10 protein-coding genes are annotated in these 13,283 nt (G+C 56.3%); 8 read left to right on the top strand and 2 right to left on the bottom strand.

Annotated elements, in window-relative coordinates; genetic code table 11:
- The first annotated feature begins 109 nt into the window (after positions 1 to 109).
- From ACHQGU_RS13965 to ACHQGU_RS13990, 6 genes are all read left to right on the top strand, one after another.
- Positions 110 to 1,351, top strand: coding sequence for a cytochrome bc complex cytochrome b subunit (locus ACHQGU_RS13965; protein WP_395495404.1), 1,242 nt, complete (start codon positions 110 to 112; stop codon positions 1,349 to 1,351).
- Positions 1,351 to 2,163: a cytochrome c1 gene (locus ACHQGU_RS13970; protein WP_395495405.1), complete on the top strand. Its 813-nt coding sequence runs from the start codon at positions 1,351 to 1,353 to the stop codon at positions 2,161 to 2,163. The genes ACHQGU_RS13965 and ACHQGU_RS13970 overlap by 1 nt, the downstream gene beginning before the upstream one ends.
- Positions 2,163 to 2,810, top strand: coding sequence for a ubiquinol-cytochrome c reductase iron-sulfur subunit (gene petA / locus ACHQGU_RS13975; RefSeq protein ID WP_395495406.1), 648 nt, complete (start codon positions 2,163 to 2,165; stop codon positions 2,808 to 2,810). Before ACHQGU_RS13970 ends, petA begins: the two co-directional genes overlap by 1 nt.
- An 80-nt stretch (positions 2,811 to 2,890) precedes the next feature.
- The gene (locus tag ACHQGU_RS13980; protein ID WP_062142991.1) at positions 2,891 to 3,103 is read left to right on the top strand and encodes a heavy-metal-associated domain-containing protein; all 213 of its coding nucleotides are present in this window, start codon (positions 2,891 to 2,893) and stop codon (positions 3,101 to 3,103) included.
- A 332-nt stretch (positions 3,104 to 3,435) separates the two neighbouring features.
- A complete protein-coding gene (locus ACHQGU_RS13985; RefSeq protein ID WP_395495407.1) occupies positions 3,436 to 5,484 on the top strand; it encodes a TonB-dependent siderophore receptor in 2,049 nt (682 codons plus the stop codon).
- Entirely contained in the window at positions 5,402 to 7,225 is a 1,824-nt protein-coding gene (locus ACHQGU_RS13990; RefSeq protein ID WP_395495408.1) for an ABC transporter ATP-binding protein/permease, read from the top strand. The genes ACHQGU_RS13985 and ACHQGU_RS13990 overlap by 83 nt, the downstream gene beginning before the upstream one ends.
- Here ACHQGU_RS13990 and ACHQGU_RS13995 read toward each other — a convergent pair.
- Complete coding sequence (locus ACHQGU_RS13995) at positions 7,176 to 9,548, bottom strand: heavy metal translocating P-type ATPase (RefSeq protein WP_395495409.1); 2,373 nt, start codon at positions 9,546 to 9,548, stop codon at positions 7,176 to 7,178. The two genes, ACHQGU_RS13990 and ACHQGU_RS13995, sit on opposite strands and share 50 nt — an antisense overlap.
- 262 nt (positions 9,549 to 9,810) lie before the next feature.
- Between ACHQGU_RS13995 and ACHQGU_RS14000 the strand changes: the two genes are divergently transcribed.
- The gene (locus ACHQGU_RS14000; RefSeq protein WP_395495410.1) at positions 9,811 to 12,498 is read left to right on the top strand and encodes a hypothetical protein; all 2,688 of its coding nucleotides are present in this window, start codon (positions 9,811 to 9,813) and stop codon (positions 12,496 to 12,498) included.
- Between the two features lie 97 nt (positions 12,499 to 12,595).
- Positions 12,596 to 12,940 (top strand): metal-sensitive transcriptional regulator, encoded by a 345-nt coding sequence (locus tag ACHQGU_RS14005; RefSeq protein WP_062142657.1) that lies wholly within the window; start codon positions 12,596 to 12,598, stop codon positions 12,938 to 12,940.
- Positions 12,941 to 12,962: 22 nt separating this feature from the next.
- On the opposite strand, the gene ACHQGU_RS14010 is transcribed toward ACHQGU_RS14005, so the two are convergent.
- A complete protein-coding gene (locus ACHQGU_RS14010; protein WP_395495411.1) occupies positions 12,963 to 13,274 on the bottom strand; it encodes a hypothetical protein in 312 nt (103 codons plus the stop codon).
- Positions 13,275 to 13,283: the final 9 nt, after the last annotated feature.

Consider the following 13,283-nt stretch of genomic DNA (forward strand, 5'->3'; position numbering starts at 1 on the left):
CTTTGAGTGCTGCATCATTCATGCCACAATAGCGTCCACCTCATAAGAGTGCTGGCTTCACTTCTGCTGACAGGGCCAGACGTTAAAAGACTGAAGTTGGATGGTGTGCATGAATCAGCCTGAGTCACGGGACGAAGCCTCTCCAAGTGCCGCCTCTTCGGGCGGTCCTGCTGGCTGGATAGAGCATCGGCTGCCGGTTTTTTCCGCATTCCGTAAGGAATATTTGGTCTTCCCCATGCCCCGGAACCTGAACTGGCTGTGGAATTTTGGCGCCATTCTGGTGGTTGTGCTGCTGCTGATGCTGGCAACCGGCACCTTTCTGGCCATGAACTACACCCCGACGAGTGCCGAGGCTTTCTTTTCAGTTGAAGCCATAGACCGTCAGCTTTCTGGCGGCTGGCTGCTGCGTGGCATGCATATGACCGGCGCCAACCTGTTTCTGGCCGCGCTCTATATTCATCTGTTCCGTGGACTTTATTACGGCTCCTACAAAGCTCCGCGAGAAATGCTCTGGCTCAGTGGCCTTGTGCTGCTGGTCATGGTGATGGCGACGGCCTTTGCAGGCTATATCCTGCCGTGGGGCCAGATGTCCTACTGGGGGGCTGACGTCATTACCAAAGCCGTTGGAGCCGTGCCTGTTATTGGTGGTACGCTGGAACATGTGCTGACCGGCAGTGACCATCTGGGCGACATCTTCCTGCACCGCTTTTTTGTGCTGCATTTCCTGATGGCGTTTCTGGTCGTCGCTGTTGTGGGGCTGCATGTGGCCTGCGTGCATGTGACCAAATCCAACAATCCGGCGGGAGTGGAGCCAAAAACCCCAAAAGACACACTCCCCTTCCATCCTTATTACACCAGCAAGGATCTGATCGGGCTGATTGTCTTCGCCATGGTCTTTTGTGCGCTGCTGTTTTTCTGGCCAGGCCTGCTGACAGAGCCGGACAATTATGCCCCGGCGGACCCACTCCACACGCCCGCCAATATTGAGCCGGAATGGTATTTCCTGCCGTTCTACGGGTTGCTTCAGTCTGTACCGTCCAAGTTTGGTGGCCTTCTGGCGGCGGCAGGCTCCCTGCTTGTGCTGTTTGCCTTGCCCTGGTTGGACCGTTCCCCCGTGCGCTCCGCCCGCTTCCGCCCAATCTGCCGCCCCGCTCTGCTGGGGCTGGTGATCTCCTTTGTGCTGCTGGCGCTGGTGGGCAAGCATCACGCCACCGGGGCATGGATGCTTATCGGGCGGCTGTCTGCGCTTTACTATTTTGGGTATTTTCTGGTGATCCTGCCGCTGGCCGCACGGTTTGAAAAACCGAGACCGCTCCCCACCTCCCTTGCTTCTGCCAAAGGAGATGTCTGATGGTCCGGCTTTCCCCTGCACGCACAGCAGCATTTGGCGCAGCACTGCTGGCCAGCCTGCCGCTTGTCGCCCATGCGGCCCCTGCCGCGCCCACCCCACCCGTGCCGCCGCATCAGAAATGGAGCTTTGACGGGCCTTTGGGCCAGTTCGACCAGAAGAGCCTGCAACGCGGCTTTGTCGTGTTCAATGAAATCTGTTCGTCCTGCCACGGCATGCGCAGCGTGACGTATAATGACCTCAGCGGGATCGGACTTTCCCAGCAAGCCATCAGGGATCTGGCGCATACCAAACAGGTTCCCGGGCCGCTGGACGCCGCAGGCCACCCCACCATGCGCCCCGGCCTGCCTGATGACCATCTGCGCTCCCCCTTCCCCAGTGAGGCCGCAGCCGCTGCTATGATGGGCGGCGTTGCCCCGCCGGACCAGTCCCGGCTGGCGGCCATCCAGCCCCATGGCGCAGACTGGCTGTACGCATTTCTGACCGGCTACCATATGCCACCGCCACCCGGTGCCCCGGTGGTGCCGGGCAAATTCTATAATGACTGGGCAGACGGGCATCTGGTGGGCATGCCACCCCCGCTGATGGACGACGCGGTCGAATTTCCAGATGGCACGCCTGCCACCGCCACCCAACAGGCACGGGATGTGACGACCTTTCTGGTTTGGGCCTCTGATCCGCACCGGAATGACAGACATCGCACAGGCCTGTATGTTTTTGCCTATCTGAGTGGCCTGCTAGTACTGGCCATTGCCTGGAAGAGAAAAATCTGGAAACGCGGCACCACCCGGAACGCACAGGACGCAGACGACTGATGACACACCCCGCAGACAACACCCCACCCAACGGGCAGGATCAGGACAACGGCGCTGGACGCCGTGATTTTCTTGGTATGGTCACCACGGCTGGCACGGTCACAGGACTGGCAGCCTGCGCCATCCCGTTTGTCGCCAGCCTGAAACCGCAGGACAGCGCCGCAGCCCATCAGCCGGTGGAAATTGACCTGTCCAAACTGGCACCGGGTCAGCAGATGACGGCGGTGTGGCAGGGCAAGCCCATTTTCATTCTGCGCCGCACGCCGGAAGACCTCGCCAGGCTACAAAGCCCGACCCTGGTGAACGAACTGCGGGACGCACAGTCTGACGCGCTGCAACAACCCACCTACGCCCGCAACTGGCACCGCTCTCTTGTGCCGGAATATGGTGTGTATGTTGGCATCTGCACGCATCTGGGCTGTGTACCGGCCTACACGGCCCCGGCCGCAGCGCCTGACCAGACAGGCCGTTACGCCTGCCCCTGCCATGGCTCGCAGTTTGACCTGGCCGGCCGCGTGTTTAAAGGCGCGCCTGCCCCTTATAATCTGCCGGTTCCCCCCCATGTCATGCCCACCCCCACAACTCTGCGACTGGGTGAAAACCCCAAGGGGGAAAGCTTCGACTTTTCCACCATTGAGCAGATCTGAAAAACACGGCGTGTTGCCTGATGGCGGCGTTTGGCGGATAAGTCCCTCTCACGCGGCTGGCCATAAAAGGAGCGAAGGCTATGACAAAGACAGAAACATTCATTGTTGAAGGCATGTCCTGCAACGGCTGCTCCAGCAAACTGAAAAAAGCGCTTGAAGCCCTGAAGGGTGTGTCCGAAGCAGACGTGGTTCTGGAAGGTGGCACAGTAACCGTGCAGTATGACCCTGCCCTGGTAACGCCTGCCCAGTTTTCTGAAGTGGTGGACGATCTGGGGTTTGATCTGGCCTCCTGAGTGCCTGCTGACAAAACTGTGTCTTTTGCCCTCCTGCCGGGGTGCCCATCATGAAACAGTCTGGCCGTCGCGCGCGTCATTTTGCCAGTGTTTCACAATGCGCTCTGATTTTAAGCGGGATTCTGACTTGCCTCTGGGCTCCTGTTTCTGCCGCAGCAGAAGGCCAGAGGCGTTTGAGTCCTCTGCCCTCATCCCATAAAACCAAACGCATGATGTGCATCCGGCCCTTGTGCCATCCTATGGTGCACAAAAAAGCACAAACGCCCCCACCCCATACTGTAGCACCACCCATGTGCGCTCCTGCGCCTGCCTCGCCCGGTCAGGTAGAATGCATGACAGAAGAAAAGATCGAGGTTGTTGGGAGTGGTCATTCCTATACAACACCGACGGCAGAAGCATGGGGAAAAACGCCTGTTGCGCTGAAGGATATCCCGCAATCCGTTTCTGTTCTCACACAGCAGCGCATGCAGGATTCCAACATGCTGACCATGACGGACGCCATGCGCCAGATTAACGGCATCCGCGTTCTGCCCGGCTCGACCGCAAATTCCAATTTCTATTCTCGCGGTTATCAAATGACAACCTCGATTGACAACACGCCGGGAGCCGCTGGCACTTTGAATAATGCCAGCTTTGATCTTTCAATGTACGATCGGATTGAAGTCTTGCGCGGTTCTTCTGGCCTGCTGCAGGGCGGTGGCTCGCCGGGGGGCGTGGTTAATCAGGTGACCAAAAAACCCGGTATGGATTTTTCCGTCAATGGTGCGGCGACCGTTGGCAGTTTCAACAATTACCGCGCGGATATTGACCTTTCCACCCCCCTGAATGCCTCCAAGACCCTGCGTTTCCGCACGGCAGATCTGTTTCAGGATAATGATTATTTCTATAAATACGCCCATTCGCGCAAGTGGCAGGCTTATGGTGCTCTGGAATGGGATATTACACCCTCCACTACCTTTATTGTCTCACACGCCGCCCAGCAGCAGGATATTACGGCCCCTTATTACGGGCTGCCTGTCACGACAGAAAAGACCCTCTGGTACGGAGGCCGCAGCGCCAATCCATCACAGAAATGGGGATACAGCAATTACATGACGCAGCAGACCATCGCCTCTCTGTCTCAAAAACTTTGGGGCGACTGGAAACTGACGGCCCGCGGCACCTTTTATGACCAGAGCTACAATACGCTTTATAATGAACCCTGGACGCAGATTGATGCGCAGACCGGCACCATGCAGTATCAGGATGCAGGTATTGTCGCTATGCGTGGCACCAACAGCGCACGCTCAGCCGATATTTACGCCAATGGCAGCTTTCGTTTTCTGAACCGTACCCATTACGCCCTGTTCGGCTTCAATTACAATTCCTACAATCAGGTGACGCGTTACGGCAATATTCTGAGCGATAACATTTATAATGGTGTGAACATCAACAACACCAATAGTGTGCCACGCCCTCCCGCAGGCAGTATCAGTTATCAGGAAGACCCGGACGGATATGGCACACGGGATAATGCGACCCAGTGGGGCTTTTATGGACAACTTCGTCTTGAAATCATCAAGCATCTCTCTCTGATTCTTGGTGGGCGCGTCTCACGCTTTTCCGAACGGATGCGATATATCTCGCCCGGCCCGACCAGCAGCTGGCAGCCGGAAGCCAATATTCATGGAGAGCTCACGCCTTATCTGGGCACAGTGTATCAGATCACACCCAACATCTCCTGGTACGCCAGCTATTCCAGCATTTTCACCCCTTCTGTGGGGGATATGTCTTACCACGGCGGAGGTCTGAAGCCGCAGCACGGCAATCAGGTGGAAACGGGATTCAAAGCCGAATATTTCAATGGACGTCTGAATCTTTCAACTGCACTGTTCAGAATGGAAAACGTCAATCAACCGGTGCAGGACCCGGACCATTCCCAGTTTTATATAACAACCGGCCCCATCCGCCGTCAGGGCTGGGAAGCGCAGATTGACGGTAACATTCTGCCCGATCTCAATGTTTCTCTGGGTTATACCTATCTGGATACAAAAGTTTCCAATCCGAGCACCCCGGATTTTGGTGGCGTCTTTTCTCCGCGTCACATGTTCAAATCCTGGGTGCACTATACTGTGCCCCGCGGGCGGCTGCGCACTTTGAGCTTTGGGGTTGGACTGGACGCCAACAGCACTCTGCGCGGCAGCTACCCGACAACAGTGCAGGGCGGATACATGACGCTGGACAGCATGATCGGTTATCATGTGACACCGCATCTGAAGATCCAGCTGAATGCCAGCAACCTGACAAACCGCTATTATTATGAACGGGCAAGCGGTGTCTGGCAGTTCAATTTCCCCGCAGCCCCTCGCAGCTTTATGGCCACACTTCGTGCAAACTACTGAGAAAACGCCCCCTCATTCCCTTTCCGACTGGAAGGTCATTCTCCCCTACTGGCTTTCAGAAGAAAAATGGCGCGCCTTTGCCATGCTGGGAGGGATTATTGGTCTGTCATTTCTCTATGTCCGCACGGCAGTGTGGTTTGGAAAATGGAACCAGTCTTTTTTTGATGCCATGTTTGCGTTTCGCGCGCAGGACTGTCTTTCCCTGCTACCATCTTATCTTCTCATGGCGGCTCTTTCTTCTGCCATTTATGTTTTTCAGGTTTATCTGACACAGGTTTTATCCATGCGCTGGCGGCTGTGGAATACCCGCGTCTATCTGCGCCAGTATCTTTCAAACGAGACCTATTACCGGCTGGAGCATGGCCAGGAACAGGCAGACAACCCGGACCAGCGTATTGCGGACGATCTGTCTCAAATGACGATCTGGACGCTCAAGCTGGGACTGGACGCCATTCAGGCTGTCACCACCCTAATCTCTTTTTCCATCGTGCTGTGGGACATTGGCGGCACACTGTCCTTCAGCTGGCATGGCCATGCCATCCATATCCCCGGCTATCTGTTTCTCGGCACTGTTCTGGCAACCCTGTTTACGTCTTTGGTGCTGGAACGGTTTGGTGGCCCGCTGGTGGGCGCCAACTACCGCCAGCAACATTATGACGCGGACCTGCGTGCAGGTCTGATGGATGTACGCCGCAACTCTGAACAGATTGCCTTTTATGGGGGAGAGGAAGCTGAAAACCTACGTTTTTCACGCTATCTTGCGCATATTGCCACCAACTGGCGCAGCGTTGTGACCTACACATGGCGCGCTAATTTCATCACCAATTTTTTTCATGAAACAGCGTCCTGCCTGCTCTGGGTTATGCTCATCCCCAAACTTCTGGCTCATACGCTGACAGTCGGCCTGTATTCCCGCACCAATGCCGCCTTCATGCAGGCCCGCAATAGCCTGCAATGGTTTATTGATAATTATACAGACCTCGCCACGCTGCGCTCCATCCTGCAACGTCTGAACGAGTTTGAACGCGTTGTGGCACATCCTTTTGAAAAAGGGATTACCCGCCACACGCTCTCTTCCGGGGATGTGCAGATTGAAAACCTTATTCTCAAACGCCCGGACGGTTCTGTTCTGACCACCCTGCCCAATCTGACTCTGCACGCTGGCGAACGCTGGATGATCAGCGGCCCGTCTGGTGTTGGTAAAAGCACGCTCCTGCGTGCGCTGGCGGGTTTGTGGGGCTATGGCAGTGGCACGCTCTCATTTGACACACAGCATGCCATGTTTGTCCCGCAGCGGCCTTATGTGCCTGATGGTACGTCTCTCCGGCAGGTTCTCAGCTACCCGACCACACCGGATCATTATGACACGCAGGCTTATGAGAGCGTTCTGAAAAGCGTCAATTTGGCATGCTATATTTCTCGCCTTGATGACGTTGCAGACTGGAGCCAGATTTTCTCCCCCGGTGAGGAACAGCGCCTTGCCATCGCCCGCGTGCTGCTCTTCCGTCCACGTGTGGTGTTCCTGGATGAAGCAACATCGGCGCTGGATGAAGAGAATGAAACCCTGCTTTATAGTGTGCTGACAACACACCTTCCGCAGGCCACACTTGTCAGTGTGGCGCACCACGCCAACCTGCGCCGCTTCCATCAGCACGAAATTCTGCTGTCCCCAAAAGGCGCACTCATTCAGCCTATCCGCGAGACTGCGGTCGCCAGCGGTTCAGCAACAGCGAGTTACTGACAACCGAGACGGAACTCATCGCCATAGCTGCTCCAGCCACAATCGGGTTCAGCAAACCGCAGGCTGCCAGCGGCAGACCAAGGATGTTGTAGATAAAAGCGAAGAATAGATTTTGCCGGATCTTCGCCAGTGTTGCGCGGGAGAGTGAAATCGCATCCAGCACGCTGGTCAGATCACTTTTCATCAGCACAACGTCTGCCGTATCCAGCGCAATGGCAGACCCGGCCCCAATAGCAAAACCAACATCGGCGGCGGCCAGTGCCGGGGCGTCATTAATTCCATCCCCCACCATGCCAACAAGACCGCCAGCCGCACGATATTTTTCAACAGCGTCCGCTTTATGGCCGGGGAGAACACCGGCCATATACTCATCCACGCCAACCTGCGCCGCCACAACAGAGGCCGTGCGCTGGTTATCACCCGTCAGCATCACGACCTTGATGCCGGATTTTTTCAAAGCGCTAACTGTTGCAATTGCATCGGGCCGCAGGCGGTCAGACAGGGCGATATAACCCAGAAGCTGATCGCCAAGTGTCACACCAATAACTGTTTTGCCTTCGCTCTCAAGAAGCTCAATCGCAGCATGATCCAGCGTCACACCTGCATCCGTCAGAAAACGCGGGGACCCCAGACGGGCCAGCGCCTCACCCATCTGCGCCGTAACGCCCATGCCCGGAACAGCCTGGAATGCGCTGGCTACAGGAGCCTGCACACTGTGGGCCATGGCGTAGTCTACAACGGCGCGAGCCAGTGGATGCTCGGAATCCTTTTCCAGCGCATAAGCAACTGCCAGCAGCTGCGCAGTCTCAACCTCCGGGGCTGGCTGCACATCACTGACAGTCGGCTTGCCTTCTGTCAGGGTGCCGGTCTTATCGACAATGATGGTGGTCAGTTTTTCCGCCTGTTCCAGTGCATCGGCATTGCGGAACAGAATACCGCAGCGCGCCCCCAGCCCGGTGCCCACCATGATGGCTGTCGGCGTTGCAAGCCCCAGAGAACAGGGGCAGGCAATAACCAGCACGGAGACCGCAGAAACGAGGCTCCATGAGGCATTGCCCGTTATCAGCCAGCTGACCAGAAACGTCACCAGTGCGAAACTGACAACGGCAGGCACAAAGATACTGGAAACCTTGTCCGCCAGCCGCTGCACATTGGCTTTAGAGCCCTGTGCCTGTTCAACCATTTTCACAATACGGGACAGCGCGGTATCTGCCCCCACGCCGGTGGCTTTTACGCGCAGGACGCCATTGGCGTTCATGGTGCCACCAAACACCTGAGCGTTCGCCTGCTTGAGCACGGGCAAACTCTCACCCGTCAGCATAGCTTCATTCACCTCAGAGGTGCCGTCCACCACCACGCCGTCCACAGGCACGCTCTCGCCGGGGCGCACCACCAGCATATCCCCGACATGCACCTCCGCCACGGGGCGATCCAGCACGTCTGCACCGCTTTCCACATGGGCAATCTGAGGCTGAAGCTGGAGAAGGCCTTCAATCCCGGCGCTGGTCTTGTTCTTCGCGCGGGTTTCCATCAGCTTGCCAAGGGAAATCAGCGTGATGATGGACACGCTCGCTTCAAAATAAACAGGCTGATGCAAATGGAACAGCACCACGGCAGCACTGAAAAAATATGCAATGCTTGTACCCAGCACCACGAGCACATCCATGTTGGCTGAGCCACCCCGCACCGCATTCCATGCACGCTGGTACAAATGGCGCGCGCAGAAAAACTGAACCGGCGTGGCCAGCAGGAGCTGCATCCAGTCGGGCATCATGTGCATTGAGCCGAAGACCATGCCGATCATCTGCACAAAGAACGGCAGAGATAGGAGTGCTGTCAGAAGAAAGCGATTACGTTCCGTCTGCCAGATAGCGATACGCCGGGCATTGGGATCTTCCCGAACCCCATCATCCAGCCGCTTCGCGCCAAAACCGGCTTTTTCAATACGGGCAATAAAGGTTTCCGGTTCCACAACACCGGGCACATAAACAATATGCGCCCGCTCCGCTGCAAAATTTACGCTGGCCTGCGTCATGGGTAGTTTGTTAAGATTTTTTTCAATCCGGGCAGCGCAGGCGGCACAGGTCATGCCCGAGAGGGAGAGATCGATGCTTCTCTCATCCACCGTAAAGCCCGCTTTGCGGACTGCACCCACAACAGTCTCGATAGAAGTTTCTGGCCCCTCCATCTGCACCTGAGCACGTTCCGAGGCAAAATTGACCGTTGCCTGCACCCCCTCCTGACGGTTCAGAACTTTTTCAATACGCGCCGCACAGGCTGCACAGGTCATGCCACCAACGGGGAAACTGACGGTCTGTGACACAGAGGACTCCTTAGGGGATTTCATTGTATTTTATACCCCATACCGGTATAAAAAAGAAAGAAAACCTGCATGCAAAGCGCGTGCTCTGTCAGGGAACAGCCTTATATGACCAGTACGGCCTTCCCCCTCAACCCCGGCAGAACTCCCGGTCATGCCGTCGCGGCTTCCTGCGGAACAGCATCCTTTCTTGAGACCATACCCTCGTCGGGGTATCAGGTTGCTCCGGCCCTGCTTTTCTGCGCCCCCTCATTTGTCTGAGCTCATGCCTGTTCTTCTGCTTCGTATCCTGCCCGGCAGACCGTTTGCATCGTCACGATCCGTGCGCCTCATCGCACCAACGGTTCTGGCTGGTGGCCTTGGTCTGGTCAGTGCGACAGAGCCTGCGCTGGCGCAATCAGCAACCAGCACCAGCACCAGCACCAGCACCAGCACCAGCACCAGCACCAGCACCAGCACCGCATCCGAAAATTCCCAGACAACGTCCACCCAAAAGACTGAAAATATTGATGTCGTTGGCCACAAAGCCCGTGGCGAAGCACTGGGGCATCTGAAACCGATCATGCAGATTAAGGCCGATGAAATCCGGGCCTATGGTGTGGATTCCGCCTCTGATCTGCTGACAGCTATCTCTCCGGAAACACGCTCCGGGCGCGGAGCAGGAGGAAACGGGCCTGTCACCCTGCTAAATGGCAAACGTGTTTCGGGCATGCAGGAACTTCAGGATCTGCCCTTTGAATCCATAGATCATGTGGAAATCTTTACCGAAGAGGAAGCTCTGAAATACGGCTATTCCGCCACACAGCGCGTGGTGAATATTATTACCGTTAAGCATTTCCATGCCGTCCGCACACGTTTGAGTGGCACCACATCCACAGATGGGGGAGGAGAAGTCGGCGCGCCATCCCTCAGCTATACAAAACTGGATGGGGAACGACGGATCAATCTGAGTGCACGCTATTCCAATCAGGCCGAACTGAAAGACAGCCAGCGCGGCGTGGTGCCAGCGCGGGCCAGCGGGTTATATGCCAATGCAGGGAATGTCACCGCAGCAGACGGCGGCAGTCTGGACCCCACACTGGATGCTCTGGCAGGTACGCCCGTTACCGTCGCGGGAGCCCCCTCACTGGCTAGCACGCAAGTGCCGACACTTCAGGATTTTCTGCCTTACGCGAACCTGCCACACAGTAACGGGGACGCCTCGGCCTACACTCTTCAGCCCAGTGTGCAAAAACTGACGCTGAATGGTGTGATTGCCGGGCAGATTTTCAAAACAGTCACGTCTTCCCTCAACCTGACCTACACCCGCCAGGATCAGCACAGCCTGCAAGGCCCGGCACGCGGCATTCTGCCCCTTCCGGCCAGCAACCCGTTTTCTCCTTTTTCAGAAGACACATTGCTGTACAGAAATTTTACAGAAACCTCTCCCCTCCGCCAAAAAGTGCATACCGAAACAGCCCATGCCGGCCTGAAGTTTGATGGTGATGTGGGAAGCTGGAAGTGGAACAGCACAGGCAGCTATGACCGGTCAGAAATAACAACCAGCAGCCAGACCGGCCTGAACCTGCAAACTGTCCAGACGGATCTGACAGACGGTAGCACGGCTCTCAATCCGTTTTCTGTTTTTCCAGCCAATGCGCTGTCTCAACGCACCCTGAACACCGGCCACACCACCAGCAATAACGGGCAGGTCAGCGGGCTGATGTCAGGGAATGTCTTCTCCCTTCCCGCGGGCGATGTGGCGACCAGTCTCTCTCTCACCGGTGCTCTGACGAACCAGAATGCCGTTTCCTCCATCAAATCCGAACGGTCTTACAGCCATATCCGGCGGGAGGTGGGCACATTCCAGTTCAATGCGGATATCCCCATTGCCAACAGAAACAAGCATGTTCTGCCCTTTCTGGGAAAGCTGGATGGCAATGTAAACGCGGCAGTCAATCAGGTGTCACAATTTGGCACACTGGGCACCATTGGCGGAGGCGTGACATGGGCACCCATCTCATGGGTGCAGTTTCCACTCTCCATCACCAACAGTCAGGAAGCACCCACTGCGTCCCAGCTTGTCGCCCCCACCATCCAGACCCCCAATGTCACAACCTACGATTATGTCACCGGGCAATCCGTGCAGATCACCAGCCTGTCGGGCGGCAACCCAAACCTGAAAGCCACCAGTCGGCATGAAATCAGTCTGGGAACGTTAATCACCCTGCCCTACATCACCGGCGCACGGCTGCATGTGAACTACGTGCATGACACAACCCACAACACCATTCTCTCCCTGCCCACAGCAACCGCCGCGATCGAAAACGCCTTTCCTGACCGCTTCCAACGCAATACGGACGGCATTCTGGAAAGTGTTGATATCCGCCCGGTCAATGCAGACAGTGAAAGCCGGAGCGAGTGGAACGCCACCCTCTCCTTCTCCCAGCCGTTACAGGGCAGCGGGACGGACAGGCATGGCAAATCGAAAAAAGCGCATGGCCGGATTTATCTGGTCGCCACACAGGTCTGGCGGTTGCAGGATACCGTCACGCTGCGATCCGGCCTGCCCGCTATTAATCTGCTCCGGGGTGGCACCATCAGTGGTCTGGGTGGGCAGCCCCGGCATGAAATGGAACTTCAGGGCGGGATCTATGATAAAGGCATCGGTGTCCGCCTCGTCGGAAAATGGCAGGCTGGCACATCGACTCTGGCATCTTCCCCCGGCGATAGTCTGTATTTTAGTGCGCTGGGAACCCTTGATGCCACCGTGTTTGCAGATCTGGGTGAACTGCCACATTGGGAAGACCGGAAATGGGCAAAAAACTTCCGTCTGTTTTTATCTGTGGACAATGTTTTTAATGAACGTATCCATGTTCATAATGGAAAGGGCGCGACACCTGCGGGCTACCAGCCTGCCTTTATGGATCCACTGGGCCGCACTATTACATTTTCCATCCGTAAAACAGTGTAAATCACTCTTTTGCACAATGGCACCCCATATTTGCCTACGGATAGCGGGATAAGAGATGACCTGCTAGGAAAGGCGCCATAGAGAGAAAGGGGACACCATGGCAACGCAACCCCGGGCCACAACCGCCCCGGCAAAATGTAACACATGTGAGAGCGAGGGGACGTCCGAGAAACGCGTCCAGCAACCCCACAAAAAAGCTCTCACCAATCGGCTGCGCCGTATTGAAGGTCAGGTTGGTGGGGTGCTGAACATGGTGGAGCAGGACCGCTATTGTGTGGACATCCTCATGCAGATTTCTGCCGTGAAGTCCGCGCTGGATGGTGTTGCGACCGAAATTCTCTCAACCCACGCCAATGGCTGCGTACGCAAGGCTGTGCAGGAGGATGGCGGGGAAGAAGCCATTGAGGAACTGCTGCGCGTTGTACGCAGAATGATCCGGTAAGCCCCTTCCCCATTCTGCCGGTTTAGCGTTCCAGCGTGGCATCCGGCGCGGTCTGCGCAGGCGCGCTCATATTGCCATTCATTTTATCGCAGACGGCTTTCTGCTCCTTCATGGCCGCAGTCAGCGCCTTGCCCTGCTTTTGCAGTGTTTCAATCCTGCTGCACATAGCCATCTGCTGTTCCATACTCATGCTTTCCATGCCGTGCGGAGCCGTCTGTTTGGGGACTTCTCTCTTCATATCCCCCATGTTCTGCCCCGGTGCCATCTGCATGGGCTCAGCCTGTGCAACACCAGTAAAAAGAAGAGCTGCAAGAGCAATAAAAGAAGACCGCATTGAGTATAT

Source organism: Acetobacter sp. KSO5, assembly GCF_044094635.1.
In the GTDB taxonomy this organism is placed as follows: domain Bacteria; phylum Pseudomonadota; class Alphaproteobacteria; order Acetobacterales; family Acetobacteraceae; genus Acetobacter; species Acetobacter cerevisiae.

What these genes read in the sequence shown, in the direction of transcription:
- ACHQGU_RS13965 (WP_395495404.1), top strand. Translation starts at nt 110, where the DNA reads ATGAATCAGCCTGAGTCACGGGACGAAGCCTCTCCAAGTGCCGCCTCT.
- ACHQGU_RS13970 (WP_395495405.1), top strand. Translation starts at nt 1,351, where the DNA reads ATGGTCCGGCTTTCCCCTGCACGCACAGCAGCATTTGGCGCAGCACTG.
- petA (WP_395495406.1), top strand. Translation starts at nt 2,163, where the DNA reads ATGACACACCCCGCAGACAACACCCCACCCAACGGGCAGGATCAGGAC.
- ACHQGU_RS13980 (WP_062142991.1), top strand. Translation starts at nt 2,891, where the DNA reads ATGACAAAGACAGAAACATTCATTGTTGAAGGCATGTCCTGCAACGGC.
- ACHQGU_RS13985 (WP_395495407.1), top strand. Translation starts at nt 3,436, where the DNA reads ATGACAGAAGAAAAGATCGAGGTTGTTGGGAGTGGTCATTCCTATACA.
- ACHQGU_RS13990 (WP_395495408.1), top strand. Translation starts at nt 5,402, where the DNA reads ATGAACGGGCAAGCGGTGTCTGGCAGTTCAATTTCCCCGCAGCCCCTC.
- ACHQGU_RS14000 (WP_395495410.1), top strand. Translation starts at nt 9,811, where the DNA reads ATGCCTGTTCTTCTGCTTCGTATCCTGCCCGGCAGACCGTTTGCATCG.
- ACHQGU_RS14005 (WP_062142657.1), top strand. Translation starts at nt 12,596, where the DNA reads ATGGCAACGCAACCCCGGGCCACAACCGCCCCGGCAAAATGTAACACA.
- ACHQGU_RS14010 (WP_395495411.1), bottom strand. Translation starts at nt 13,274, where the DNA reads ATGCGGTCTTCTTTTATTGCTCTTGCAGCTCTTCTTTTTACTGGTGTT.